This window comes from Microbacterium marinilacus (genome assembly GCF_019753765.1).
Classification (GTDB): domain Bacteria; phylum Actinomycetota; class Actinomycetes; order Actinomycetales; family Microbacteriaceae; genus Microbacterium; species Microbacterium marinilacus.
This window is the reverse complement of sequence record NZ_JAIJZW010000007.1, coordinates 75227-99975: the sequence shown is the minus strand read 5'-3', so window position 1 is coordinate 99975 and position 24749 is coordinate 75227. Positions and strand designations below refer to the sequence as shown.

The 24749-nt window shown below is 72.7% G+C and carries 22 protein-coding genes; 12 read left to right on the top strand and 10 right to left on the bottom strand.

Annotated features, from left to right (window positions below; genetic code table 11):
• Positions 1 to 110: 110 nt before the first annotated feature.
• The 6 genes from K5S26_RS12585 (at position 111) to K5S26_RS12560 (ending at position 5661) form a co-directional block, all read left to right on the top strand.
• Positions 111 to 1664, top strand: coding sequence for a glucoamylase family protein (locus K5S26_RS12585; RefSeq protein ID WP_221858678.1), 1554 nt, complete (start codon positions 111 to 113; stop codon positions 1662 to 1664).
• A gap of 69 nt (positions 1665 to 1733) precedes the next feature.
• A complete protein-coding gene (locus K5S26_RS12580; protein ID WP_221858677.1) occupies positions 1734 to 2084 on the top strand; it encodes a helix-turn-helix domain-containing protein in 351 nt (116 codons plus the stop codon).
• A 111-nt stretch (positions 2085 to 2195) separates the two neighbouring features.
• Positions 2196 to 2834, top strand: coding sequence for a ClpP family protease (locus tag K5S26_RS12575; protein ID WP_221858676.1), 639 nt, complete (start codon positions 2196 to 2198; stop codon positions 2832 to 2834).
• Positions 2831 to 3421 carry a ClpP family protease gene (locus K5S26_RS12570; RefSeq protein WP_221858675.1) on the top strand — a complete coding sequence of 197 codons (591 nt, stop codon included), beginning with the start codon at positions 2831 to 2833 and terminating at the stop codon, positions 3419 to 3421. Before K5S26_RS12575 ends, K5S26_RS12570 begins: the two co-directional genes overlap by 4 nt.
• Before the next feature lie 106 nt (positions 3422 to 3527).
• Positions 3528 to 4256, top strand: coding sequence for an SDR family NAD(P)-dependent oxidoreductase (locus K5S26_RS12565; protein WP_221858674.1), 729 nt, complete (start codon positions 3528 to 3530; stop codon positions 4254 to 4256).
• Between the two features lie 106 nt (positions 4257 to 4362).
• Positions 4363 to 5661 (top strand): alpha/beta fold hydrolase, encoded by a 1299-nt coding sequence (locus tag K5S26_RS12560; RefSeq protein ID WP_221858672.1) that lies wholly within the window; start codon positions 4363 to 4365, stop codon positions 5659 to 5661.
• A gap of 295 nt (positions 5662 to 5956) precedes the next feature.
• Here the strand turns inward: K5S26_RS12560 and K5S26_RS12555 are convergent, their stop codons facing one another.
• The 6 genes from K5S26_RS12555 to K5S26_RS12530 form a co-directional block, all read right to left on the bottom strand.
• Positions 5957 to 7690 carry a carbohydrate-binding domain-containing protein gene (locus tag K5S26_RS12555; protein ID WP_221858671.1) on the bottom strand — a complete coding sequence of 578 codons (1734 nt, stop codon included), beginning with the start codon at positions 7688 to 7690 and terminating at the stop codon, positions 5957 to 5959.
• The gene (locus K5S26_RS12550; RefSeq protein ID WP_308122956.1) at positions 7687 to 8523 is read right to left on the bottom strand and encodes a polyphosphate polymerase domain-containing protein; all 837 of its coding nucleotides are present in this window, start codon (positions 8521 to 8523) and stop codon (positions 7687 to 7689) included. Before K5S26_RS12550 ends, K5S26_RS12555 begins: the two co-directional genes overlap by 4 nt.
• Positions 8520 to 9119, bottom strand: a complete 600-nt coding sequence (locus K5S26_RS12545) for a DUF4956 domain-containing protein (protein ID WP_221858669.1) — start codon at positions 9117 to 9119, stop codon at positions 8520 to 8522. The genes K5S26_RS12550 and K5S26_RS12545 overlap by 4 nt, the downstream gene beginning before the upstream one ends.
• Positions 9120 to 9180: 61 nt before the next feature.
• Positions 9181 to 10278, bottom strand: coding sequence for a glycosyltransferase (locus tag K5S26_RS12540; RefSeq protein WP_221858667.1), 1098 nt, complete (start codon positions 10276 to 10278; stop codon positions 9181 to 9183).
• On the bottom strand, positions 10275 to 11213 hold the full coding sequence (locus tag K5S26_RS12535; RefSeq protein ID WP_221858665.1) for a phosphodiester glycosidase family protein: 939 nt from the start codon (positions 11211 to 11213) through the stop codon (positions 10275 to 10277). The genes K5S26_RS12540 and K5S26_RS12535 overlap by 4 nt, the downstream gene beginning before the upstream one ends.
• A 171-nt stretch (positions 11214 to 11384) precedes the next feature.
• Positions 11385 to 12278 (bottom strand): Bax inhibitor-1/YccA family protein, encoded by an 894-nt coding sequence (locus K5S26_RS12530; RefSeq protein WP_221858663.1) that lies wholly within the window; start codon positions 12276 to 12278, stop codon positions 11385 to 11387.
• 180 nt (positions 12279 to 12458) lie between these two features.
• Between K5S26_RS12530 and K5S26_RS12525 the strand changes: the two genes are divergently transcribed.
• From K5S26_RS12525 to K5S26_RS12515, 3 genes are all read left to right on the top strand, one after another.
• On the top strand, positions 12459 to 13472 hold the full coding sequence (locus K5S26_RS12525; RefSeq protein WP_221858661.1) for a glycerophosphodiester phosphodiesterase family protein: 1014 nt from the start codon (positions 12459 to 12461) through the stop codon (positions 13470 to 13472).
• 56 nt (positions 13473 to 13528) lie between these two features.
• Positions 13529 to 15949 (top strand): ATP-dependent helicase, encoded by a 2421-nt coding sequence (locus K5S26_RS12520; RefSeq protein ID WP_221858659.1) that lies wholly within the window; start codon positions 13529 to 13531, stop codon positions 15947 to 15949.
• Positions 15950 to 16203: 254 nt separating this feature from the next.
• Positions 16204 to 17154, top strand: a complete 951-nt coding sequence (locus tag K5S26_RS12515) for a type IV toxin-antitoxin system AbiEi family antitoxin domain-containing protein (protein ID WP_246603967.1) — start codon at positions 16204 to 16206, stop codon at positions 17152 to 17154.
• Here the strand turns inward: K5S26_RS12515 and K5S26_RS12510 are convergent.
• On the bottom strand, positions 17151 to 17798 hold the full coding sequence (locus K5S26_RS12510; RefSeq protein ID WP_246603966.1) for a YigZ family protein: 648 nt from the start codon (positions 17796 to 17798) through the stop codon (positions 17151 to 17153). The genes K5S26_RS12515 and K5S26_RS12510 overlap by 4 nt on opposite strands.
• A 66-nt stretch (positions 17799 to 17864) precedes the next feature.
• Here K5S26_RS12510 and K5S26_RS12505 point away from each other — a divergent pair, with 66 nt between their 5' ends.
• A complete protein-coding gene (locus K5S26_RS12505) occupies positions 17865 to 19100 on the top strand; it encodes an SseB family protein (protein WP_221858657.1) in 1236 nt (411 codons plus the stop codon).
• A 99-nt stretch (positions 19101 to 19199) separates the two neighbouring features.
• Entirely contained in the window at positions 19200 to 20249 is a 1050-nt protein-coding gene (ligD, locus tag K5S26_RS12500) for a non-homologous end-joining DNA ligase (protein WP_221858655.1), read from the top strand.
• Positions 20250 to 20294: 45 nt separating this feature from the next.
• Here ligD and K5S26_RS12495 read toward each other — a convergent pair whose 3' ends face one another.
• Positions 20295 to 20837, bottom strand: coding sequence for an ATP-dependent zinc protease family protein (locus K5S26_RS12495; protein WP_221858653.1), 543 nt, complete (start codon positions 20835 to 20837; stop codon positions 20295 to 20297).
• 25 nt (positions 20838 to 20862) lie between these two features.
• Here K5S26_RS12495 and K5S26_RS12490 point away from each other — a divergent pair, with 25 nt between their 5' ends.
• Entirely contained in the window at positions 20863 to 22056 is a 1194-nt protein-coding gene (locus tag K5S26_RS12490) for a RimK family alpha-L-glutamate ligase (protein ID WP_221858651.1), read from the top strand.
• A 13-nt stretch (positions 22057 to 22069) separates the two neighbouring features.
• On the opposite strand, the gene K5S26_RS12485 is transcribed toward K5S26_RS12490, so the two are convergent.
• Positions 22070 to 23128 (bottom strand): ATP-dependent DNA ligase, encoded by a 1059-nt coding sequence (locus K5S26_RS12485; RefSeq protein ID WP_221858649.1) that lies wholly within the window; start codon positions 23126 to 23128, stop codon positions 22070 to 22072.
• A gap of 96 nt (positions 23129 to 23224) precedes the next feature.
• Positions 23225 to 24676: a phytoene desaturase family protein gene (locus K5S26_RS12480; RefSeq protein WP_221858647.1), complete on the bottom strand. Its 1452-nt coding sequence runs from the start codon at positions 24674 to 24676 to the stop codon at positions 23225 to 23227.
• Positions 24677 to 24749: the final 73 nt, after the last annotated feature.

The following is a 24749-nucleotide window of genomic DNA, read 5'->3' as shown; positions in this document are numbered from 1 at the left end:
TGAGCTGCTCGGCCGTGCCGGCGCCTCCGTGCGGACCCCAATACCTTGCGCTTGTCAGGTATTGGGGTCATGCTTCACGGGTCGCATCCGTCACGAACGAAGGAGTTCCCATGCGATCGACACAGCGCGGCCTGCTCGCCGTCGCCGCCACGCTCGCCCTGCTCGTGCCGACGTCGGCCGCGTATGCGGGGCAGCCGCCCGGCCAGGGAGGCGGACACGGCGGTCACGGCGGCGATCGGACCCTGCAGCGCTACGCGGCCGACACCTGGGAGTCGCTCGAGGCCATGACCGACGAGCGGACCGGGCTGGTGGCCGACAACATCGAGGGCGACCTCAGCGGGGCCAGTGGCTACACCAGCCCGACGAACATCGGGGGCTACCTGTGGTCGACCGTGGTCGCGCGCGACCTGCACATCATCTCGCGCACCGAGGCGCGGCAGAGGATGGCGCGGACGCTCGAGACCCTGTCCGAGATCGAGCGCCACGAGCCGAGCGGCATGTTCTACAACTGGTACTCGCCCGCAGACGGATCGAAGCTGACCACCTGGCCGGCGGACGGCAGCGTCGTCCACCCCTTCCTCTCCACCGTCGACAACGGCTGGCTCGCGACGGCGCTGCGCGTCGTCGCGGAGGCCGAGCCGCGGCTGGCCGACGAGGCCGACGCGCTCTACGAGAGCATGGACTTCGGCTGGTACCACGACCTCGACGCGCGCCCGGAGGTCGGCATCAACCGCGGCGGCTTCTGGGACGAGGAGCCGCCGGGCTGCTCGGTGCCCGGCAACTACGGCGACGACGGGCCCGACGTCTACTACACGTGCCACTGGTACGACACGACCGTGAGCGAGGCGCGCATCGCGACCTACCTCGGCATCGCCAACGGTCAGATCCCCGCGGAGGGCTACTTCGGCACCTACCGGACGATGCCCGACCAGGGATGCGACTACGCGTGGCAGGAGCAGAGGCCGACCGGCGAGTGGCACGAGTACCTCGGGGTGCCCGTGTACGAGGGGGTGTACGACTACCGCGGCTCGAAGCTCGTGCCCGCCTGGGGTGGCAGCATGTTCGAGGCGCTGATGCCCGACCTGTTCGTGCCCGAGGCCGACTGGGGCGAGCGCTCGTGGGCGGTGAACCACCCCGCGACGGTGCGCGCGCAGATCGCGCACGGCCTGGACGAGGCCGGCTACGGGTACTGGGGCTTCTCGCCGGCGTCCGATCCCTTCGGCGAGTACCGCGAGTACGGGGTCGAGGAGATCGGCATCTCGGCGGACGGGTACGCGAGCGACGTGGAGCGCACCGACGTCGACCGGGGATACGACGGCTGCCGGGAGGCGACGAACCCGTCGCCCGCCTTCGGAGACGGCGTCGTCACGCCGCACGCCGCGTTCCTCGCGCTGCCCTATGCGCGCACCGAGGCGATGTCCGATCTCGCGGGGCTCGAGCGCGAGCTCGGCGCCTACGGCCCCGGCGGCTTCTACGACGCGGTCGCCGTCGGCAGCGGCACCGTCGCGGAGCGCTACCTCAGCCTCGACCAGTCGATGATCATGGCGGCCATCGGCAACGAGCTGCGGGACGACATGCTCAAGCGGTACTTCGTCGACCGCTCGTTCGAGCGGGCCGTGCGCCCGCTGGTCGAGATGCTGGAGTTCGGCTCCGAGCTCGGCTGAGCCCCGCATCCGGTTCTGCCCAGAGCAGAACCGGATGCGCGGCCGGGGGCCGCTGTCTACCGTGAGGTCATGGCCGAGCTGCTGCCCCTGCGCGATCCGTCCCCGACCTCCACGGGCCCCGACCCCCTGTGGCGACACCTCGTCGGAGACCGGCTGCGACGGCTGCGCCGAGGGCGCGGCGAGACGCTCGCCGAGGTCGCGCGCCGGGCGGGCATCTCGGTGCAGTACCTCTCGGAGATCGAGCGCGGCCGCAAGGAGCCGTCGAGCGAGATGGTCGCCGCCGTGCTCGGCGCCCTCGACGAGACGCTGCTCGACCTGACCGTCGGCATCTCCGACGACCTTCGTGCCGGCGAGCTCCCGGCAGCGCAGCCTGCGCCGACCCCCGCGGGTGCGGCACAGGCACTGGCTCTCGCCGCCTGACCCGGCCCACCGCGCGGCGCACCCCGCCCGCGCCGACGCGATCTGCCGAGGGCCGATCCGCCCGCGGCAGATCCGGGCCCGCGACGGCGGCGCGCCTCGCAGGCTGGGCCCATGGCAGAAGAAGGAAAGATCCCCCAGTTCACCTCGGAGGCGAGGCGGGAGCTGTTCCACCGGCGGGTGCTCGTGCTCGACGGTGCGCTCGACGACGACAACGGCACGCTTCTCGCGACCCAGCTGCTCTCGCTCGCCGCGGAGGACCCCGTATCCGACGTCGCCCTCTGGATCCACTCGCCCGGAGGATCCGTCGCGTCGATGCTGGCGATCCGCGACATCATGCGGCTCGTGCCCTGCGACGTCTCGACGCTCGCGATCGGGCTCGCCGCGAGCGCCGGCCAGTTCCTGCTCACGGCGGGCGCGCCCGGCAAGCGCCGCGCGCTGCCGCACGCACGCATCCTGCTGCATCAGGGCTCGGCCGGCATCGGCGGCACGGCCGCGGACGTCGAGCTGCAGGCCGACGATCTGCGGCACATGCGCGACACGGTGCTCGGGCTCACCGCCGAGGACACGGGCCAGAGCGTCGAGCGGGTGTTCGAGGACTCGCTGCACGACCACTGGTACACGGCCGCCGAGGCGCTCGACTACGGGTTCATCGACGGCATCGTCCAGGGCTTCCACGAGGTCATGCCGCAGCAGCGCAGCCGCATCGGGCTGAGCGCCGACGGCGGCCGTGCGACGGAGGCGGCGGCATGAGCGCCTACACGATCCCGAACGTGATCAAGCGCGACGCGCGCGGCGAGCGGATCATGGACGTGTACTCGGAGCTGCTGACGGAGCGCGTCGTCTACCTCGGCACCGCGATCGACGCGGGCGTCGCCAACACGCTGATCGCGCAGCTGCTGCATCTCGAGGCCGACAGCCCCGATCGGGAGATCCAGCTCTACGTGAACTGCGAGGGCGGCGACCCGTCCGCGATGCTCGCCGTGCACGACACGATGAGGTTCATCCGCCCGGCGGTGGCCACGACCTGCGTCGGCCAGGCCGTCGGAGCGGGCGCGGTGCTGCTCGCCGCGGGAGAGGCCGGGCGGCGAGCGATGCTGCCGCACGCGCGGGTCGTGCTGCATCAGCCCGGCGCGCAGAGCCGCGGGGCGATCCCCGATCTCATCCTGCACGCCGACGAGCTGGTGCGGGTGCGCGGCGACATGGAGCAGATCCTCGCGGAGAACACCGGTCGCACGCGGGAGCAGCTGCGGCACGACACCGATCGCGACCGGGTCTTCACGTCGGCGGCCGCGGTCGAGTACGGCCTCGTCGACCGGGTGCTCGCCGTCCGGGACTGAGCCCCCGCGCGCGTCCGGTCGTGCGGCGGCGCGGGGCCGGAGAGCCCGCGGCTACGCTGGCATCCGGCCCCGATCGCCGGCGCCGATCCCGACCAGAAGGACGCCCGTGCGCCATCTCACCCTGATCACCGGCGGCACCCGCGGCATCGGCGCGGCGATCGCCGAGCGCCTCGCCGAGGACGGCCACGACCTGGTGCTCGGCTACCTGCGCGACGATCGCGCCGCCGAGCGCACGGCAGAGCGGGTGCGCGCCCGCGGCGCCTTCTGCACGCTCGTCCGCGCGGACGTCGCCGACGATGAGGGCATCGAGGCGCTGTTCGCGGCCGCGGCGGGCGCCGGCACCCTCACCGGCGTGGTCAACAACGCGGGCGCCACCTATCGGTACGCGCCGCTCGACGAGACGCCGGCCGAAGAGATCCGCCGCACGTACGCCGTGAACCTCGTCGGCCCGACCCTCGTCGCGCGCGCGGCGGTCTCGGCGCTCGCCGCCGGCGGCGTCATCGTGAACGTGTCGTCGGGCGCGGCGACCATCGGCTCGCCCGGCGAGTACGTGCACTACGCGGCCGCGAAGGCCGGCGTGGACGCGCTCACGAGGGGCCTCGGCCTCGAGGTGGGGCCGCGCGGCATCCGCGTCGTCGCCGTGGCGCCGGGCCTCACCGCCACGGAGCTGCACGAGCGGACGGGCGACCCGGGCCGGATCGACCGGATGGCGCCCGGCATCCCCCTCGGCAGGGCCGGCACGGCCGGCGAGGTCGCCGACGCCGTGGCCTGGCTGATGAGCGACCGCGCCTCCTACGTCACCGCGACGACGGTGCGGGTGGCCGGCGGACGCTGACCATCCGGCAGGGCCCGGGCAGCGCGGGCGTATGCGACGCTGCTGCACAAGGACCGCGATCTCGACCTCTTCGCCGAGGTCGGCCTCTCAACACGTACGGAGCATCATGACGACGTCCTCCTTCCGCATGCGCGACCGCGTCATCCGGGACCACACCGTGACCGTCCCGCTCGACTGGTCGGCGCCCGACCCGTCCCGCTCGATCGAGGTGTTCGCCCGCGAGGTGGCGCACGTCGACCGGCAGGACGCGCCCCTTCTGGTCTTCCTGCAGGGCGGCCCCGGTGGGAAGGGACCGCGGCCGATGCCGGGCGGCGACTGGATCGACGAGGCGCTGAAGACGCACCGGCTGCTGCTGCTCGACCAGCGCGGCACGGGGCGCTCCACGCGGCTGGAGGCGGCGTCGATCGCGGGGATGACCGCCGACGAGGCCGCGTCGTACATCCGGCTCTTCCGCGCCGAGCAGATCGTCGCCGACCTGGAGCACCTCCGTCGCGAGGTCTTCGGCGGTGTGCGTTGGCAGACCCTCGGCCAGAGCTACGGCGGGTTCCTCACGCTCACCTACCTGTCGTCCCACCCCGACGCGGTCTCGGCCGCATACGTCACCGGCGGCCTGACCTCGTTCGAGCCGCACGTCGTCGACGTCTACCGCCGCACGCTGCCGCGCGTCGCGGCGAAGACCGCCGAGTTCCACCGCCGCCATCCGCAGGACGCCGACGTGCTCGCCCGCGTGGTCGAGGTGATCGAGGGCTCGGACGTGCGGCTGCCGAGCGGCGACCGGCTCACCGCCCGCCGGTTGCAGACGATCGGGATCGAGTTCGGCACCCAGCCCGGCTTCGACCGCGTGCACTGGCTGCTCGACGAGGCGTTCTCACGCCCGGGGGTGCTGAGCGATCACTTCCTGGCAGAGGTCGACGCCCACACGCAGCACTGGTCGGCTCCGCTGTACGCCCTGCTGCAGGAGGAGATCTACGCCGACGGCGACGGACCCACGGCCTGGGCGGCCGAGCGGGTGCGCCATGAGCTCGGCGGGTTCGACGCGGCCGACGAGGTCGCCGCCGGTCGTCCCATGCCGTTCACCGGCGAGATGTTCTTCCCCTGGATGTACGACGAGATCGCCTCGCTGCGTCCGTTCCGCGACGCCGCGCACGCGCTCGCCGATCGCGAGGACCATCCCCGCCTGTACGACGCCGAGCAGCTGCGTCGCAACGCGGTGCCGGTCGCCGCGGCGATGTACTTCGACGACATGTACGTCGACTTCGGCTACGCGCACGACACCGCTCGGGCGATGCCGAGCACGCACCTGTGGGTGACGAACGAGTACGAGCACGACGGGCTGCGTCAGGACCCGCGCATCGTGCGCGCGCTCATCGACCGGGTCGTCGCGGAGGGCGGTCCGCTCGGCTGAGCCCCGGCAAGACGGCGCCCCGGCCGCACCGGTACGGGCGTGTGCGACGGAGATCACGCCTTCTTCGGAGCACAGTGGCGCGATCCGATCCGTCGTAGCCGGTATCTCCGTCGCAGGGGCGCGGCAACCGGACGCGGGGCGCCGCGTATGGAGGGCGCCGCGGCAAGACGACGCCCCGGTCACCATGAGGTGCCGGGGCGTCGCCCGGTCCGCGGCGCGAGGGGGAGGCGCTCGGCGGACCGGGTCTCTCGGGGTCGGCGGCCCGCCGATCGACGACCGGAGCGGACCGATCGCGTCAGCCGCGCGGAGCGCCGCCGCCCATCCCGCCGGCGAGGGCCTGACCCGTCTCGGCCGACCCCGCCTCGTCGCCGTCGACGGACACGCTGTAGGTGGCGCCGTCCGTCACGTCGGGGCTCGAGAACACGACGGTCTCGAAGTCCTTGGCGGCGACCGTGGACGCGACCGCGTTGCCGTCCTCGTCGAGGACGTCGACCGTCGCCCCGGCGGAGCCGGAGGCCGTGACGCCGACCCACGCCTGCGCGGAGTCCGTCGACGGCGTCTCGGCCATGCCCGACGAGCCCAGCGCGAGGAGCGTGCCCCCGGAGATCGTGAACTCGCCGTTCGTGTCGAGCGCGCCGTTGCCGGCGTTCGTCGGGCCGTAGACGATCACCGATCCGCCGGTGATCTCCATCGAGCCGTTGGAGTCCAGGCCATCGCCCTGCGCGTCGATGACGATCTCGCCGCCCTCGATCAGCACGAGCTCGCCGGAGTCCTCCATCCCGCCGCCCATGCCGCCGCCACCGGGACCGCCGCCGGAGGGCATCTCGCCGGAGGGCATCTCGCCGGACGGGGGCTCGCCCGAGGGCATCTCGCCGTCCGCGGGCGGCTGCCGATCGCTCGCGGCGCCGTCCTCGGGAGCGGGGCCCTCGGCGGTCGAGCCCGTGTCGTCGGTCGTCGTGCCGTCCGTCGTCGTGTCGGTGGTGGACGTGTCGGTGGTGGACGTGTCGGCCGACGTCGAGGTGTCCGGCGTGCCCGCCGAGCCGTTGATGCCGTCGTCCGTGGACGTGATGTCGATCGTGCCGCCGGAGATCGCGACGATGCCGCCCTCGATCCCCTCCTCCGCGTCGATCGAGATCGTGCCGTCGGTGACGATCACGTCGGTGAACCCGTCGATCCCGTCGCTGCCGGCGACGATGTCGAGCTCGCCGCCCTCGACCAGCACCCAGCCGCGGGTCTCGTCGTCGTCCTGGTCGGAGTTCAGCCCGTCGCCGCCCGCGTCGATCGAGATGGTGCCGCCGCGCACGGTGAGGGAGTCCTTCCCGCGCAGGCCGTCGTCGGCGGCCGTGACGTCGAGCGTGCCCGAGAGCACGACCAGGTCGTCCTTCGACGTGATGCCGTCGTTCGCGGAGCCGTCGACCGTGAGCGATCCGGTGCCCGAGACGGTCAGGTCGGCGTCCGACCAGATCGCCGCGTTCGCGTCGGCGTCCTCGGCGTACGTGCCGGTCGAGGTCACGGTGTTCGTCGACCCGTCGGCGAGGAAGATCGCCGCGTCGTCCGCCGTGACCACCTGGATCGCGGGCGCGTCCTCCGCCGAGATGTCGACCCCGTCGAGGATCAGCACGACGAGCGCGTCCTCGGGTGCCTCGACCGACACCGTGCCGGCCAGCGTCCCCGACAGGCGGTAGACGCCCGCCTCGGTGATCGTCACCGACCCGTCCTCCGCGGTGACCCCCTCGACCCCCGAGGGGTCGGAGAGGTCCACGTCGACGGCGTCGTCCTCCGACCACTCGTCGTCGTTCACGACCGTCTGGTCGTCGTTCGCGGCGGTCACGTCGGAGACCGTGGACACCGACGCGGCGGCCGCCGCGATCGTGGACGTCGTGGTCGAGCTCGAGGCGCTGTCGTCCCCGGCCTGCGCCGCGACGGCCGAGCAGCCGGCCAGGGTGGCCACGGCCAGAGAGAAGGCGATGCCGAGACCCGCGATCGAGCGGATCCGGGCGGGGGAGCGGCGGCGGTTCGAGGCGTTCATGCGAGGACCTTTCTCTCGGCCCGTCCGGGATCTCCGGTGGGCGCGGGGGCGGTGCGGAAGTGCCGGTTGAGCACGCGGTTCCACTTGTTGGAGGGGAGCTCGGGCCGCAGCGCGGCGAGCCCTGTGGCGAACTTGCTGATGCCCACGGGGCGCGTCCCGTGGCGGCGCAACAGGTCGTCGAGGGAGGAGGCGCGCGACGGCGACTTCGTCTCGACGATCACGAGGTCGGGGCGGCACAGCTCCGCGCCCCATGCGTCGTGCCACTCGAGCTCCGTGTCGACGGTCGCCCGGGCGCCGTCCGGCAGCAGCAGCGTCGTGCGGCGGTAGGACGTGTGCAGGGTGGGCTCGAGGGCGTCGGCGACGGCCGCGCTCATCCCGAGCGTCTCGACGGCCTCCGCGGCGTAGACCCGTCCCTCCGGCGTGAGCTCGTCCACGGCGTCGGCGGGGTGGGGGATGCGCTCCTTGACCGTGGTGCCGCGCCCGCCGCGGGTCTTCATCTCGAGGAAGGCCGCGTCGGTGTCGACGTAGTGGCGCGAGCGCAGCTTGAACCGGCGGCGCCGGCCGTGGGCCGCGAGACGGTAGCTCAGCAGGTCGGGGGTGTCGAAGTACATCGTGCCGTAGCGGGATCCGCGATCCCCCTCGATCTCGAGCACGCGGGTGCGCTCGTCGAGGTCGGCCAGCACGCGCATCGCGGCGTCGGCGGGCATCAGGTACTTGCGGTCGACCCGTGTCAGCAGCTCGGCCTCGGCGACCAGGTCGTCGAGCGAGATCGGTCGGAAGCGGGCGGCGAAGTCCCGGGGGTCGGGTGCCGCGGCATCGTGCCGGCGCATCATGCGGGGATCTCCTCGTGACGGCGGGCCTGCGGCGTGCCGGCCTCGGCGGGACGGGGCACCGCGCGGTAGCGGACGTCGACGAGCGTCGTGTCGTCCACGAAGTCGATGTGCTGCACCGAGAGCGTGCGGATCTCGCCGCCGAGGCGCTCCTCGAGCACCGCGCGCAGCCGGTCCTCGTCCGCGATCGCCTCGTCGAGCTGCACCGTCCGGTGGCGGTGCGTGGAGAACAGGGCGGGGTGGTCGGCGATCGCGAGGGTCGCGATGACGAGCCCGACGAGGCCCGTGGCGAGCAGGTCGAAGGACGTCGACAGGCCGGTGATCAGGCCGATCGCGAGAGCGGCGAAGTAGTAGGCGACCTCGCGCTGGGAGATCTCGCTCGAGCGCAGGCGGATGATCGACAGCACGCCGAACAGGCCGAGCCCGAGACCGAGCGCCACCTCCGCGCTGGCGAGGACGGCGGAGACGGCGAAGACGCCGACGTTGACGCCGAAGAAGGCGACCATGAGGTCGCGGCGGCGGTGGCGGCGGAAGTAGATGGCCGTGGTCAGCAGGGTGATCGCGGCGAGATCTACGAGGAGCATCGTGTAGTCGGTCATGTGTCGGCCTTTCGTTCACCTGCAGTTCACCGGGTGTTTCTATGGCGCTCCTATGGCGCGATCAAGCCAGGACCGTGGGTTCGCGAGGGATCCGCTCGGCGGTCGACCTGCGCTCGCCCGGACGGCGGGCGAACACCCATAGCCGCTGCGCCGCGAACCCGGCCGCCCACAGCGAGGCCTCGGTGATGGCCTTGGCGGCGACCAGGCCCACGCCCAGCGCGTCGAGCCCGGTCATCAGGGCGACGTTCGCGGCGAGCACCGCGGCGGCCAGGGCCGCGTAGCGCGTCAGCTCGGTGCCGAGCGGCGCGCGCTCGCGGTCCGTGCCGAACACCCAGAGCCGGTTGACGGCGAAGTTCACGGCCGCGCTCACGAGTCGCGCACCGATGATCGCGAGCTGCAGCCATCCCGTCGTGGCGACGAGCAGCCAGAGCAGCAGGGCGTCGAGAGCCGCCGCCAGCAGCGACGAGGCGACGAAGGCCGCGAGCGGCGCCACGACCCGCACCGAGTCGCGCACGGGCCGGAAGTGCGAGCCGCGGTTCTCGTCGAGGTACACCGTGCGGATGGGCAGCTCGGTGAGCTGTAAGCCGGCGCGGCGGGCGCGCAGCAGCATGATCGCCTCGTACTCGAAGCGATCCCCGGGGAGCGCCGCCGCCCACGGCAGGGCCCCTGCCGGCAGCCCGCGCAGCCCGGTCTGGGTGTCGGAGACGCGCGCGCCCGTCGCCAGCGCGAACAGGCGCGCCGCGACGGCGTTGCCGAGACGGCTGCGCCAGGGCACCTCGGGCGGCGCCGACGGCCCCGAGAACGCGCGCACGCCCAGCACGAGGGCGTCGTCCGCCCGTTCCGCCGCGCGGGCGACGCGGACGATGTCCTCCGGCGCGTGCTGGCCGTCGGCGTCGGCGGTCACCACCGCGTCGCCGGGATGCGCCGCCTGCGCGTGCGCGAACAGCGTGCGCAGGGCGGCGCCCTTGCCGAGGTTGCGGGGGTGGCTGAGCACGGTCACGCCCGCGGCGTCCAGGGACGCGAAGACCGGCGCGGCGGCTACGGCGCTGCCGTCGTCGACGACGACGAGGCGCAGGTCCGGGTCCCGTTCCCGCAGCGCGGCGGTCAGGTCGACCAGCCGGTGGTCCGGATCCAGCGCCGGGATCCCCACGACGGTCATGAGGCGCCGCCGATGTAGAGGATGTCGCTCGTGGCCCGCTCGCCGCCGTTCGACGGACGGTTCACGACCTCGCCGTCGAACCACATCTCGCTCGATCCGCCGCCGTCGAGGTTGTACGCGGTCTGCGCGCCGAGGTCGCGGAGGATCTCCGCCAGCTCCGGCAGCGTGGCGCCGCGGCTGTACCCGCGGTCGCGGCCGTCGACCACCACGAACAGCAGGTGGGAGGAGTCGACGACGCCGATCGCGGTGCGCGGCTGCTCGCCCTGGATGGAGTGGTTGCCGAAGTTGGTGTCGACCTCGACCTCGTCGATCCCGTCGATGACGGCGCCGTCGCTGAGGAGGGCGGGGCCGAACGAGAGGGTGTTCCACACGCCGGCGTCGACGAGCTCCTGCGCGGTGGTGGCGGTCTCGTCGTAGACGCGGGCGGTGCCGTCGCGGTAGAGAGCCAGGCCCTCGCGGGCGCCCTCGTCCCGGTATGCCACGCCGTTGCGGATCTCGATGCCCGTGTCGCGGAAGCCGTAGTAGTCGCCGTTCACGGCGAACACCGCGCCGTGGGCCTCGGCGATCTCCGACACCTTCTGGGTGATGTTCTCGCCGAACTGGTCCTGCGCGAACGCCGACCGCAGCGCCGTCGGGTCCTCGAGCGTCACCTCCGCGACGTGGTACGTGATCGTGTCGTCGCCCGACCCGGTGCTGACCGTGCGGATCTGCACCGAGGCCGCGTCGCTCGTGGCGCTCGTGTCGTCGACCGTGGCCGTCGCACCCGCCGAGGACGACGTGCCCGCGTCGTCCTCGGCGGCCGAGACGTCGGAGACCTCGACGTGCGGCACGACGAACCGGTCGAGCGCCCACCAGGACGCCGCCCCGGCGCCGGCGACGGTCGCGAGGCCGCCGACGAGGAATGACCTGCGGGTGAGTGTGCGTCGATCCGTCATGGACCGATCGTCGGCAGGCGCGCTATGCGGCCGCTATGCGCCGTGCCGGGCGCCGATGCGAGCACGCCGTGCGACCGCCCAGCGCGTCATCGGCAGATGCCCGGAAGGACCCCGTACACGACGGAAGGGCCCGTCCCGGAGGACGAGCCCTTCTCGATGTCGCGCCGCGCGTCAGTCGTTGCCGCGGAGGATCGCGACGATGCGCAGGATCTCGACGTAGATCCAGACGACCGTCGCGACGATGCCGAACGAGGCCTTCCAGCCCAGCTTGCGGGGCGCGCCGTTGCGGGCGCCGTTCTGCACGAACTCGAAGTCCATGACCAGCATGTAGGCCGCCATCAGCACCGCCAGGATGCCGATGATCACGCCGAGGGGGATGCCCATGATCTCGAAGCCCGAGCGCATGCCCCAGGCCGACTCGCTGAACGGGCCGCCGAAGATCATGAAGGCGCCGTTGATGAGGCTGAAGACGAGGTAGCCGAGCGCCGCGACCATGACGATCTTGGTCATGCGGGGCGACGTGCGGACCTTGCCGCTGGAGAACAGGGCGAGCGTGACGCCCACGACCGCGATCGTGGCGAGCGTCGCCTGCATCACGATGCCGGGGAACGCGGCCTCCATGATGAGGGAGAAGGCGCCGACGAACAGTCCCTGTGCGGCCGAGTACGTGAGCACCAGCCCGGCACCCGGCATCTTCTTGAACGAGTTCACGAGGCCGAGCACGAAGCCGGCGATCGCTCCGACGACCGCGAGGCCGATTCCCAGCCCCGGGCTGACGATCGTGGCGAACCAGCCCACGGCGGCGGCCACGACCAGCACGGCGAACGCGCCGAGGGTCTTGTGGATCGTGTCCTCGACCGTCATGCGGCCGGTGTCGGTCGCGTCGGCGGAGGGCGCCGAGTAGAGGCCCTCGAGGTGCTCGGCGGTCGGCGGGACGAGCCCCGCGCTCGGGGTCTGCTGCCCGGCTGCCGCGCCGCCGGGGTAGGTCTGCGCCGCGTACGACGGTGCCTGCGGCGGACGCGTCGAGGTCTGGAATGCGGGATCCGTGAATCCGAACCTGGCCATGATGTGGTCAACTCCAAGTGGGGTGCGGGACAGCTACGTCTATCGCTGTGGATCCACCCTACCCACGGTTTCTTATGCCTGCGCTGGGGATCGCGCACCCGGTCTACGCCCCGGGCGAACGGGAAGGCCGTCGCGCCCTGGGTGTCCGCTGGCCGCGGACCGAGTATCTAGGGTGGACGCATGCCCCGGCCGCACCCGCTCGTCATCGGCCACCGCGGCGCGCCCGGGTACCGCCCGGAGCACTCGCGCTCCTCCTACGACCTCGCGCTCGAGCTCGGCGTCGACGCGGTCGAGCCCGACGTCGTCGCCACGCGCGACGGGGTGCTCGTCGTGCGGCACGAGAACGAGATCTCCGGCACGACCGACGTCGCCGAGCACCCGGAGTTCGCCGACCGCCGCACCACCAAGCACGTGGACGGCGCACGGCTCACCGGCTGGTTCACGGAGGACTTCACCTGGGACGAGCTGTCGACGCTGTCGACCCGCGAGCGCATCCCCGAGATCCGGCCCCGCAGCGCCACGTTCGACGGCGCGCAGCCGCTGCTGCGGCTGGCCGACCTGCTCGACCTCGTCCGCACCGCATCGCTCGCCCAGGGGCGCGAGATCGGCGTCGTGCTGGAGGTCAAGCACGCGAGCTACTTCGCCTCCATCGGTCTCGACCTCGCGCCGATGATCGAGACGGAGCTGCGCGCCGCGGGATGGGCGTCGGGCGGCCTGCCCCTCGTGATCGAGTCGTTCGAGTCGACCGTGCTGCACCGCCTGCGCGAGCGCGGCGTCGCGGGCACCTACGTCTACCTGCTGGAGTCGAAGGGCAAGCCGTTCGACCTGGTCTCCGCATACGGCGACGCGGCGCCCACCTATCCCGCCACGGCGACGCCGCGCGGGCTGGACGGGCTCGTCGGCGCCGTCGACGGCATCAGCGTCGACAAGAGGATGATCCTCGCCCCGGACCGCCTGGGGCGCGCAACCGGGCCCTCGCCGATCGTCGCCGACGCGCACGAGCGCGGCCTGCAGGTCTACACCTGGACCTGCCGCCCCGAGAACGCGTTCCTCCTGCCCGAGTTCCGCGGGAAGGGCGGCAAGCCGGCCTTCGGCGACTACGAGGCCGAGTGGGACGTCATCCGCCGCTCCGGCGTCGACGGCGTCTTCGTCGACCATCCCGACCTGGGCGTCGCGTTCTTCCGCGGCGTCTGACCACCGACGCGCGCAGCGCGTCCGTGTCGGGCCCTCGCCGTAGACTCGGAGGTGCCATGAGCGACGCTTCCACCCCCATCATCGTGCCCTCCGGCGCCGGCCCGCGCGGGCCGCGGCAGGGCGAGCCGGACGAGCTGCTCGACGGGCTCAACCCCCAGCAGCGCGAGGCGGTCGTGCACCGGGGCCCCGCGCTGCTCATCGTCGCCGGCGCCGGGTCGGGCAAGACGCGCGTGCTGACGCACCGCATCGCCTCGCTCCTGCGCGCCCGCGAGGCGTGGCCGAGCCAGATCCTGGCGATCACGTTCACCAACAAGGCGGCGGGCGAGATGCGCGAGCGCGTCCAGCAGCTGGTGGGCGACAGCGCGCGCGGCATGTGGATCTCGACGTTCCACTCCGCCTGCGTGCGCATCCTGCGCCGCGAGGCCGACCAGTTCGGCTTCACGAAGGCGTTCACGATCTACGACTCGGGCGACTCGCGCGCGCTCATCAAGCGCCTCGTCAAGGAGCACGAGGCCGACGCGCTCGGTCTCACTCCCGCATCGGTGCAGTCGCGCATCTCCAAGCTCAAGAACGAGCTCGCCGACGCCGACTCCTTCGCCCGCGACGCCAACATGAACGACCCGGTCGAGCGGATGTTCGCCGAGCTGTTCCGCGACTACCAGCGGCAGCTGCAGCGGGCGAACGCGTTCGACTTCGACGACCTGATCGCGCAGACCGTGTACCTGTTCCGCGCGTTCCCGAAGGTCGCGGACGTGTACCGCAAGCGCTTCCGCCACATCCTCGTCGACGAGTACCAGGACACCAACCACGCGCAGTACGCCCTCATCCACGAGCTCACCCGCCCCGTCCAGTCGTCCGACGACGTCGGCGGGGGCATGCTCGCGCTCATGGACGAGGCCGAGGGCGCGTCCCTCACGGTGGTCGGCGACTCCGACCAGTCGATCTACGCGTTCCGTGGCGCGGACATCCGCAACATCAGCGAGTTCGAGCGCGACTTCCCCGGCGCGAAGGTGGTGCTGCTGGAGCAGAACTACCGGTCCACGCAGAACATCCTCACCGCCGCCAACTCGGTCATCAGCAACAACTTCGACCGCAAGGAGAAGCGCCTCTGGAGCGACCAGGGCGACGGCGAGAAGGTGATCGGCTTCACCGGCTACTCGCAGCACGACGAGGCGCAGTTCGTCGCCGACGAGATCGAGTCGCTTCGCCGCACCGGGGTCGACTACGGGCAGATGGCGGTGTTCTACCGCACCAACTCGCAGTCCCGTGCGCTGGAGGAGATCTTCATCCGCTCGGCGGTGCCCTACAAGATCATGGGCGGCACCAAGTTCTACGAGCGCGCCGAGATCAAGGACGCCCTGGCGTACCTGGTGTCGGTCGCGAACCCCGCCGACGAGATGGCGCTGCGCCGCATCATCAACCGCCCGCGCCGCGGCATCGGCGACGTCACGGTCGAGAACATCTCCGGGTTCGCCGAGCGCGAGGGCATCACCTTCCGCGACGCGCTCGGGCGTTACACCGAGCTCGGCTTCGGCCCCAAGATCCAGGGCGCGATCGCCCAGCTGCACGGCGTGCTCGTCGAGGCGCAGGAGATCCTGCTGCCGTCCTCCGGCGAGGCGCCCTCGCCGGTCTCCGTCGCCGAGGGGCTGCAGGTGCTGCTCAACAAGAGCGGCTACCTCGATGCGCTGCGCGCCAGCCGAGACCCGCAGGACGAGGCACGCGTCGAGAACCTCGACGAGCTGGTGGCGGTCACGCGAGAGTTCGCGCGCAATAACCCGGAGGGCACGATCCTCGACTTCCTCACCGAGGTCGCGCTCGTGGCGGACAGCGACGATCTCGACGACGAGTCGGGGTCGGTGTCGCTCATGACGCTGCACACCGCCAAGGGCCTCGAGTTCGACACCGTGTTCCTCACCGGCGTCGAGGAGGACCTGATCCCGCACCGCATCTCGGCGGGCGAGCCGGGCGGGCCGCAGGAGGAGCGCCGGCTGTTCTACGTCGGCATCACCCGAGCCCGCAAGCGCCTGTACCTCTCGCTCGCCATGACGCGCGCGCAGTTCGGCGAGGTCACGGTCGCCATGCCCAGCCGCTTCCTGCAGGAGATCCCCGCCGACCTGATCCACTGGCGGCAGTCGCCCGGCGACGTGAACGGTCGCGGCGGATCGCAGTCGCGCGCCCTGAACGCGCGGCGGCCCGGCGGATCCGACCGCTGGGGGGCGACGCCCCTCGCGCCCGGCGGCGGCCTGAAGCCGAAGTCGACCGCGATGGACAAGTTCCCCGGCATGGTGACGAACAAGGTGCGCGACAACGGCGACCTCGAGCTGGCCGCCGGCGACCGCATCCGACACGACGACTTCGGCGAGGGCCGCGTCGACGCGGTCACGGGCGAGGGCGCCAAGCGCATCGCCCACGTGCGCTTCGACTCGGCCGGCGCCAAGAAGCTGCTCATCAAGATCGCGCCGATCCAGAAGCTCTGACCGTGGGCGGCGGCTGGCGCTGGGCCGGGACGTCGAGCGGTCGGCGCTGAGCCCGCTGAGCCGGAGAATCCGCGAACGACGGATCCGGGAGGCGATTCCGCTCCGTAGCACGCGGGATCTCCGTCGAACCGGGGATGGCGGGCGGCGGCGAGTCGAGCGCTCATGTCTCGCTCACAGCGGCGAAACCGAGCCTTCTCGTCCACATCCGGGGCGTTGCGGTGCATCTGCCGCCCCGGGTCCGAGACGGTGTCGGCATGGACATCGACGACGCGCTCGGCATGTTCGACGGAGTGGCCAGGGTGAGGGCGCTGCTCGACCTGGGGATCGGTGATGCCCGGATCCGTCGCGCGGTCGCCGAGGGCCGGCTGCGGCGACCGCGGCGAGGCTGGGTGGCGGCGCCGCATGCCGACGCGCTTCTCGTGGCCGCCGCGGAGGTCGGCGTCGTGCTGACCTGCGTGACGCAGGCGCGACGTCTCGGGATCTGGACCGCGTCTGCCGATACGCACCATGTCGGTGCGGCGCCGCACGCCAAGCTCGTCCGACCGCCACGGACGGGGACGCACGTCCACTGGGCGCAGCCGGCCGTGCCCCGAGGCCCCGGCGTGCTCAGCGATCCCGTCGGGAACGTCCCGGCCATCCTCGCCGTCTGCCAGCCGTACGAGACGGGCCTGGCCGCGTGGGAGTCGGCGATGCGACTCGGCATGCTCGACCGTGAGGTGATGCGTCGCCTCGACCTCGCCCCGGATGCCCGTCGCCTGCTCGCCGAGGCTCGCCCGTTCGCGGACGCAGGCACGGAGACGGTGGTCATGTCGCGCCTTCGATGGCTGCGCCTGCCGATGCAGAGGCAGGTCGTCATCGCCGGGAGACGCGTCGACCTGCTGGTCGGCGACAGGCTGGTCATCCAGATCGACGGCGGCCACCACGTCGACTCGCAGCGAATGGCCGACAACGAGCACGATGCCCGCCTGCGACTGATGGGGTACCACGTCATCCGGGTGGGTTACCGGCAGATCTTCGACGACTGGGCGACCGTCCAGGGCCTGATCGCGCGCGGTGGGGCAAGGGCTGCACCGCGCTGCGCGTTGAGAAGGAGAACCCGCCGACGACGGAATCCGGAGCCGGACTCGCTCCGGAGAAAGCGGGATCTCCGGCGGAGGCGGGCAGGGGCGGGTGCAGACCGGGTGCCGGTCGGGCGCGGAGGCTAGGCCGGGACGTCGACGACCCGCACCGCGCCGGCCTCGGGCACGAGCGCGCCGCCGGACCAGGAGGCCGCGGCGTCGGCCAGCTCGGGAAGCCGCGCGGCGGGGACCCAGGCGCGGAGCGTCGCCCGCGCGGCGTAGTCGGGCTCCCCGAGAGCACCCGCGCCCCCGCCCACCCAGTCCCGCAGCAGGTTGTCGACCCGGCCCGCGTCCGCGTGGTCCACGGCGAGCATCACCTCGGTGAGCTCCTGCCGCTCGACCAGCGCCGCGTCGTCGAGGCACTCCGACACCGCCGACGAGTAGGCGCGCACCAGCCCGCCGGCACCGAGCTTGATGCCCCCGAAGTACCGTGTCACCACGACGGCGAGATCGGTCAGGCGACGCTGCCGCAGCACCTCGAGCATCGGCACGCCCGCCGTGCCGGACGGCTCGCCGTCGTCGTTCGAGCGCGCCTGCTCGCCGCGCAGCCCGGTGACCATCGCCGTGCAGTTGTGCCGCGCGTCCCAGTAGCGCTTGCGTACGCCCGCGATGAACTCGTCGGCGTCGGCGACGGAGCCCACCGGGGCGGTGTGCGTCAGGAAACGCGACTTCCTGATGACGAGCTCGTGCTCGACCGGACGAGCGATCGTCGAGGGGTAGGCGGTCATCATCGAACACGCTACCCGCGTGGCGGCAGAGCCCGGACGGGGGTTGCAGCCGGCACGTAGGCTGGGCGCATGGGACTGTTCTCGCGGAAGAAGAAGAACGACGACCAGTCGGCCGCCGCGGACTCCGCCGAGCAGACGACGGAGAGCGGGGCGTCGCAGGCCCCGGCGGAGCCGGCATCGGATCCGGGCGCCGTCGCTGAGCCGGCGGTCGCTGAGCCGCCCGCGAGCGCCGCCGCCACGGAGCCGGCCGCCGGCGCCGCAGGGGACGCGGCGCCTCAGGTGAACATCTCGATGTCGTCGTATCGAGGGCTCGGTGCCGACGCCGGCCCCGAGGTCGCGCCGCCGTCCGCCGACCAGGACGCTCAGGGCGGGCCCGCCTCCGAGCCGGCAGCGCGACCGGCCGCGGCGCGACCGGCGGCGCCCGCACCGCGCGAGCTGCCGCTGGCGCCCGCCGCGCCGCCCGAGAAGCTCGAGAGCGTGCCCGGCCTGCGCGACAATGCGCTGCTGCGCGACGCGCTCGCGGCGCTCCCCGAGAACCCGACGGGCGCGCAGCTGCTCGGCGTCGTGCGGCAGCTGCTGCAGGGCCACGTGTTCCTGCGCGTGCAGGGGAACGCCCGCGAGCAGCTCGCGGAGGGCAGCGCCCGCCTGTCGTTCGGCATCGCGAGGGACGGCGACAACGCCTACATGCTCGTGTTCAGCTCGGGCAAGGCGCTGCACGACGCCGTGCGAGCGGACGGCGACGCCAGCACGTCGGCCGTCGGTCAGCCGGTCGGCGCGATCCTGAAGCACCTCGTCGAGCAGGACTTCGCCGGTCTGATCGTCGACAACAACTCCGCTCCCCACCGCGCGGTGCTGCCCCGCCAGGTGCTGGAGCGCGCGCTGACCCAGGCCGATCCGGACATGCGGCTGAAGGCGGCGATCGGCGCGCCGCGCGAGGCCGACACCCCGCACCGGATCGCCACGCTGATCGCCGAGGGCGTGCAGCTGTGGATCGCGCTCGGCAAGACGTCCGGCGACGCCTCCCCGGACGGCGAGCAGAAGCTCGGCATCGCCGAGGCCCGGCTCGCCGACGGCACCCGCCTGCTGCAGGTGTACTCGCATCCGCTCGAGATCGCCGCGCAGGGCCGCGACGAGCGGGCGCTGCCCCTGTCGGCGGCGAAGCTCGGCCAGGTGCTCCGGGACCACGAGGGGGTGGGCGGCATCATCATCGACCCCGCCGGGCCGCTGATGACCCTGACCCGCGACGAGCTCGCGCCCGTCATCGCCCTGGCCCCGGAGGCCGACGAGTCAGACGCGCAGGTCTGACCCGCCGCTCCCTCCGCCGAGCCACATCGTCTGGCGGGAGGAGGAGGGCGCTGCGTCAAGCCGTTCCGTCGGACGGAGCGGATCCGTAGGGTGGGCCGCATGGCGTCGGAACGCATCACGCTCACCGTCCCCGGACCGCACGGCGACCGCGAGGTCGGGCTGTCGAGCCCCAACCGGGTGCTCTGGCCCGAGCTCGGCATCACCAAGCACGAGCTCGCCGAGTACGTCGTCGCCGTGTCCGGCGCGTTCCTCGCGCACAACGGTGATCGCCCGGTGTCGCTCGAGAGGTTCCCCGAGGCGGTGGGAGGTGAGAGCTTCTTCTCGAAGAACCCGCCCAAGGGAGCCCCGGACTTCGTCGAGTCGCAGACCGTGACCTACAACAGCGGGCGCCGGCACCCGCAGCTCGTCCTCACCGAGCCGGCGGCGATCGTCTGGGCCGTGCAGATGAACACGATCGTCTTCCACCCGTGGGCGTCGAAGGTGCCGGACACGGACCAGCCCATCGAGCTCCGCATCGATCTCGACCCGCAGCCCGGCACCGGCGTCGAGCAGGCGGTGCCGGCAGCGCGCGCGCTGCGCGAGGTGCTGCAGGAGGCGGGCCTCGAGCCCTGGGTGAAGACCAGCGGCAACCGGGGGCTGCACGTGTTCTGCCCCATCGTGCCCGAATGGGAGTTCCTGGAGGTGCGTCACGCCGTGATCGCCGCGGGGCGCGAGCTCGAGCGCCGGATGCCCGACGAGGTCACCACCGCCTGGTGGAAGGAGGAGCGCGGCGAGCGGGTGTTCGTCGACTTCAACCAGGCGAACCGCGATCGCACGATGGCCGGCGCCTACAGCCCCCGGGCGCTGCCGCACGCGCCGGTCTCGGCGCCGGTGTCGTGGGACGAGCTCGACGACCTCGACCCGCGGGCCTTCACCGTCCGCACGATCCCCGAGCGTCTCGCCCAGGGCGACCCGTGGGCGGGCATCCAGGAGCGTCCCGGACGCATCGACACCCTGCTGCAGTGGTGGGAGCGGGACGTCGAGGACGGCCTCGGCGAGCTGCCGTTCCCACCCGACTTCCCGAAGATGCCCGGCGAGCCGCCGCGCGTGCAGCCGAGCAAGAAGGTCGCCGAGAACTGGGACGACGACGGCAACCGGGTCGCGGACTGAGGCGCGTGGCGTCGCGACGTCCTCCGCCTGACGCGGCCGGCGGCGTCAGCCCTCGGCGCGCCGCCGATGCAGCCGGGGAGGGTGATCCTCGACAGCCGGGCGCTTGTTCGCGCGGCGGACGGCGCGCGGCGGCTTGCCGCCCAGGTACGAGCCCGCCGCGTCGACGAGGAACCCGTTCCGCAGCAGCTCCCGTCCCACGAGCATCCGGAAGCCCATCGCGTCGCGACGGGTGAGCGTGACCTCGGCGCGGATGACCCGGTCGAGCAGACGCACGTCCATCAGCACCACGACACGGCGCTCGGCGTGACCCGACGAGCTGCGCACCCGGCGCCGATCGTGCACCGGCAGCTCGACCTGCACCGCGTCGTCGGCGCTCCGCTGCCACGGATGCACCTCGAAGCGCACCCACGGCTCGCCGTCGCGCGTGAACTCACGCAGCCCGAACGCGTGCAGCGACGACGTCTGTGCGCCGGTGTCGACCTTCGCCTTGAGCCAGTCGACGCCCGCTCCGGGCAGGCCGACCCACTCGCGCCACCCGACGAGCGTCGAGGGCTCCGCGGGGGTGATTGGATGGGACACGCCTCCCATCCAACCGCAACTCCGGGGTCACCACGTGAAGATCGCCATCCTGTCGCGCGCTCCGCGCGCCTACAGCACCCAGCGCCTGCGTGCCGCCGCGTCCGCCCGCGGGCACGACGTCAAGGTGCTGAACACGCTGCGCTTCGCGATCGACCTGTCGGGCGATGATCCCGACCTGCAGTTCCGCGGCCGGCGCCTGTCCGAGTACGACGCGATCATCCCGCGCATCGGCAACTCGATCACCTACTACGGCACGGCCGTGGTGCGGCAGTTCGAGCAGATGGACGTCTACACGCCCAACACCGCCAACGGCATCAGCAACTCGCGCGACAAGCTGCGCGCCAACCAGATCCTGTCCCGCCACGACATCGCCATGCCGGCGACGGCCTTCGTGCGCAACCGCGCCGACGTGATCCCCGCGATCGAGCGCGTCGGCGGCGCGCCGGTCGTGATCAAGCTGCTGGAGGGCACGCAGGGCATCGGTGTGATCCTCGCCCCCGAGATCAAGGTCGCCGAGGCCATCGTCGAGACGCTGCAGTCGGCGCGGCAGAACGTGCTGATCCAGCGATTCGTGAAGGAGTCGAAGGGGCGCGACATCCGCGCCCTGGTCGTCGGCGACCGCGTCGTCGCGGCGATGCGCCGGTCGGCGAAGGGCGACGAGTTCCGTTCGAACGTCCACCGCGGCGGCTCGGTCGAGCGCGTCGAGCTCGACGAGGAGTACGAGCGCACCGCCGTGCGGGCGGCGCAGATCATGGGGCTCAAGGTCGCGGGCGTCGACATGCTCGAGTCGGACGACGGGCCGCTCGTCATGGAGGTGAACTCGTCGCCGGGCCTGCAGGGCATCGAGGAGGCGACGAACCTCGATGTCGCCGGCGCGATCATCGACTACATCGCCGGGCAGGTCGCGTTCCCGCAGATCGACGTGCGTGAGCGGCTGTCGGTCTCGACCGGCTACGGCGTGGCCGAGCTCGTCGTGCACGGTGACGCCGACCTGGTGGGCAAGCGGCTCGCCGAGTCCGGCCTGCGCGAGCGCGACATCACCGTGCTCACGCTGCACCGCGGCGCGCAGGTCATCCCCAACCCGAAGGGCTCCTACGAGCTCGAGGCCGAGGACCGGCTGCTGTGCTGGGGCCGGCTCGAGGAGATGCGCTCGATGATCCCCGAGCGTCCGAAGCGCCGCCCCCGCGTCAAGAAGCTGCCCAAGCACCCGATCCCCGAGGAGGGCTAAGCGCCTTCGGCGGTCACGCCAGCACGTCTCCGAGGTCGTATCGCGCGGGCACGTCGAGCTGGTCGAACCGGCAGGACGTCGCCTCGCGGTCGGGCCGCCACCGCTCGAACTGCACGGTGTGTCGGAATCGCGCGCGCCGGGCGGGGTCGCCCTCCAGCTGGTCGTAGCGGACCTCCAGCACGCGCTCGGGGCGCAGCGACACGAACGACGTGTCGCGGTTCGACGAGAAGCGGTTGCGCTCGCCCTCGCCCGTCACCGCTCGGCCGTCGGCGTCGCGTTCGACGAGCGGATCGAGCTCGTCGATGAGCTCGAGGCGTCGCGCGTCGCTGAACGCCGAGACGCCGCCGACGCCGTGCAGCTCGCCGTGCTCGTCGTAGAGGCCCAGCAGGATCGAGCCGACGCCGCGGCCGCTCTTGTGCACGCGGTAGCCGGTCGCGACGACATCGGCGGTCCGTGCGTGCTTGACCTTGAGCATGGCGCGCTTTCCCGGCGCGTACGGCTGATCGGCGGGCTTCGCGATCACGCCGTCGAGCCCCGCCCCCTCGAACTCGCGCAGCCAGCGCGACGCGAGCTCGCGGTCCTCCGTCGCGCGCGTGACGTGCAGGGGGTGCGGGATGCCCGCCAGGAGGCCCTCGAGTCGTGCGCGGCGCTCGCGGAACGGTCGCCCGGTCAGCGCCTCGCCGCCCACGGCGAGCAGGTCGAAGGCCACCAGCATCGCGGGAGTGTCGACCGACAGTTTGGAGATGCGCGATGCGGCGGGATGGATGCGCTGCGACAGCGTGTCCCACGACAGCCGCTGCGATCCGGCGTCGCCGACGGCGATCACGATCTCGCCGTCGATCAGGCACGGTTCGGGCAGGAGGCGTGCGAGCGCCTCGGTAAGCTCGGGGAAGTACGGCGTCAGCGGCTTCGCCCCGCGCGAGCCGAGCTCCACGGTCTCGCCGTCCCACGACGCGAGCACGCGGAACCCGTCCCACTTCGGCTCGAACACCAGCCCGCCCGGGTGCTTGGCCGGATCGGGGATCGCCGGGACGGCCTTCGCCAGCATCGGCGCGGGGATGTCGTGTGCCATGCGCTCATCCTGCCGTCACCGTCCCGCGAGAATCCATCCTCGCGCCGATAATGCGTGCGGCACACGCATGCTCGGCGCGGAGAGGGATTCTCGCGGTCAGAACAGGTCGCGCAGGCGTGCGGGCTCGCCGGCGTCCGACAGCGCCGTGCGCGCGGCGTGCCAGCCGGCCAGGCCGTTCACGCCCGGGCCGGGCGGCGTCGACGCCGAGGCGAGGTAGACGCCCTTCATCGGGGTGCGCCAGGGGGCCGTCGACACGACCGGGCGGCGGAACGCCTGCGTCATCGTGAACGCGCCGCCGAGGATGTCCCCGCCGATCTCGGCGGGGTTGATCGCCTCTCGCGACGATGCGGGAACGGCGTGCGAGGCGAGGACGCGCTCGCGGAAGCCGGGGGCGAACCGCTCCACCTGGCGCGTGACGTGCTCGGTGGGATCGAGCGGCGATCCGTGCGGCACGTGGATGTACGCCCACAGCACGGCCTTGCCGGCGGGCGCGCGCGACGGATCCAGCACCGAGGGCTGGGAGGCGAGCACGTACGGGCGCTCGGAGACCGTGCCCCGTGCCACGGCGTTCTCGCTCGCCTCCACCTCGGCGCGCGTGCCGCCGAGGTGCACGGTGGGCGCCCGCGCGACGTCCGGGTTCGTCCACGGCACGGGGCCGTCGAGCGCGAAGTCGACCTTCGCCGCGGCGGCGCCGTAGCGGTAGGAGCGGATCGAGCGCGCGTAGGGGGTGGGGACGTCCGGATGGGTCAGCAGCAGTCGTGGCGAGGTGTCGAGCAGCAGGAGGTCACCGGCCGCGGGGTCGCCCCAGTCGATGGACGCGAGGTCGGTCACATGCCGCCCCGTCTCGATACGGCCGCCGTGCGCGCGCAGGTCGTCGGCGAGCGCGTCCGGGATCGCCTGGGCTCCGCCCACCGGGTAGGCCCAGCCGCTGTCGGTGTGCGCGAGCGCCGCCAGCATGATGCCGGAGGCCGCGGCGGCGAGCGACGGCAGCGGGGTGTTGGCATGGGCGAGCACGCCGGTCAGCAGCGCGGACGCCTCCTCGGTGCGGAACGTGCGACGGCTCAGCCCGCTGCCCGCCTCGAGCACGCGCAGGCCGTAGCGGATCGTCGCGACCGGATCGCGCGGCACGCGCAGAAGCTGGTTGCCGGTGAAGTCGAGGACGCCGTCGATGCGCCGGGCGAGGGGACGGGTGAGCGCGAGCCAGGCGCGGCCGTCCGGCCCCAGCTCCGACGCCGTGCGCGTGAGGTCGCGCCAGGCGACCGCCGCGCGTCCGCCGTCGAGGGGCTGCGCGTAGGACGCGTCGGGAACGATCCAGCCGATGCGCTCGTCGAGGCCGAACGCGCGGAAGAACGACGAGGTGATGGCAGCCGGGTGCACGGCGGAGCACACGTCGTGCCGGAACCCGGGCAGCGTCGACTCGGCGGTGCGCGTGCCGCCGCCGATCGTGTCGGCGGCCTCGAGCACGGTGACGTCGTAGCCGGCCCGGGCGAGCGCGACCGCTGCGGCGAGGCCGTTCGGCCCGCTGCCCACCACGGTCGCGCGCGTCATGGCCCCATCCTGTCACGGCCCCGCCCGCCCCCGCCGGTCGCCGAACCGTATGGGTCGGCCGGATCCACACCGG

Bases quoted from the DNA above. Each gene is read 5' to 3' on its own strand.
- K5S26_RS12495 (WP_221858653.1), bottom strand. From the start codon at position 20,837: ATGGGAGGCGTGTCCCATCCAATCACCCCCGCGGAGCCCTCGACGCTC.
- K5S26_RS12560 (WP_221858672.1), top strand. From the start codon at position 4,363: ATGACGACGTCCTCCTTCCGCATGCGCGACCGCGTCATCCGGGACCAC.
- K5S26_RS12555 (WP_221858671.1), bottom strand. From the start codon at position 7,690: ATGAACGCCTCGAACCGCCGCCGCTCCCCCGCCCGGATCCGCTCGATC.
- K5S26_RS12530 (WP_221858663.1), bottom strand. From the start codon at position 12,278: ATGGCCAGGTTCGGATTCACGGATCCCGCATTCCAGACCTCGACGCGT.
- K5S26_RS12510 (WP_246603966.1), bottom strand. From the start codon at position 17,798: ATGATGACCGCCTACCCCTCGACGATCGCTCGTCCGGTCGAGCACGAG.
- K5S26_RS12535 (WP_221858665.1), bottom strand. From the start codon at position 11,213: ATGACGGATCGACGCACACTCACCCGCAGGTCATTCCTCGTCGGCGGC.
- K5S26_RS12545 (WP_221858669.1), bottom strand. From the start codon at position 9,119: ATGACCGACTACACGATGCTCCTCGTAGATCTCGCCGCGATCACCCTG.
- K5S26_RS12580 (WP_221858677.1), top strand. From the start codon at position 1,734: ATGGCCGAGCTGCTGCCCCTGCGCGATCCGTCCCCGACCTCCACGGGC.
- K5S26_RS12485 (WP_221858649.1), bottom strand. From the start codon at position 23,128: ATGGCACACGACATCCCCGCGCCGATGCTGGCGAAGGCCGTCCCGGCG.
- K5S26_RS12480 (WP_221858647.1), bottom strand. From the start codon at position 24,676: ATGACGCGCGCGACCGTGGTGGGCAGCGGGCCGAACGGCCTCGCCGCA.
- K5S26_RS12575 (WP_221858676.1), top strand. From the start codon at position 2,196: ATGGCAGAAGAAGGAAAGATCCCCCAGTTCACCTCGGAGGCGAGGCGG.
- K5S26_RS12585 (WP_221858678.1), top strand. From the start codon at position 111: ATGCGATCGACACAGCGCGGCCTGCTCGCCGTCGCCGCCACGCTCGCC.
- ligD (WP_221858655.1), top strand. From the start codon at position 19,200: ATGGCGTCGGAACGCATCACGCTCACCGTCCCCGGACCGCACGGCGAC.
- K5S26_RS12525 (WP_221858661.1), top strand. From the start codon at position 12,459: ATGCCCCGGCCGCACCCGCTCGTCATCGGCCACCGCGGCGCGCCCGGG.
- K5S26_RS12540 (WP_221858667.1), bottom strand. From the start codon at position 10,278: ATGACCGTCGTGGGGATCCCGGCGCTGGATCCGGACCACCGGCTGGTC.
- K5S26_RS12505 (WP_221858657.1), top strand. From the start codon at position 17,865: ATGGGACTGTTCTCGCGGAAGAAGAAGAACGACGACCAGTCGGCCGCC.
- K5S26_RS12520 (WP_221858659.1), top strand. From the start codon at position 13,529: ATGAGCGACGCTTCCACCCCCATCATCGTGCCCTCCGGCGCCGGCCCG.
- K5S26_RS12550 (WP_308122956.1), bottom strand. From the start codon at position 8,523: ATGATGCGCCGGCACGATGCCGCGGCACCCGACCCCCGGGACTTCGCC.
- K5S26_RS12515 (WP_246603967.1), top strand. From the start codon at position 16,204: ATGGACATCGACGACGCGCTCGGCATGTTCGACGGAGTGGCCAGGGTG.
- K5S26_RS12570 (WP_221858675.1), top strand. From the start codon at position 2,831: ATGAGCGCCTACACGATCCCGAACGTGATCAAGCGCGACGCGCGCGGC.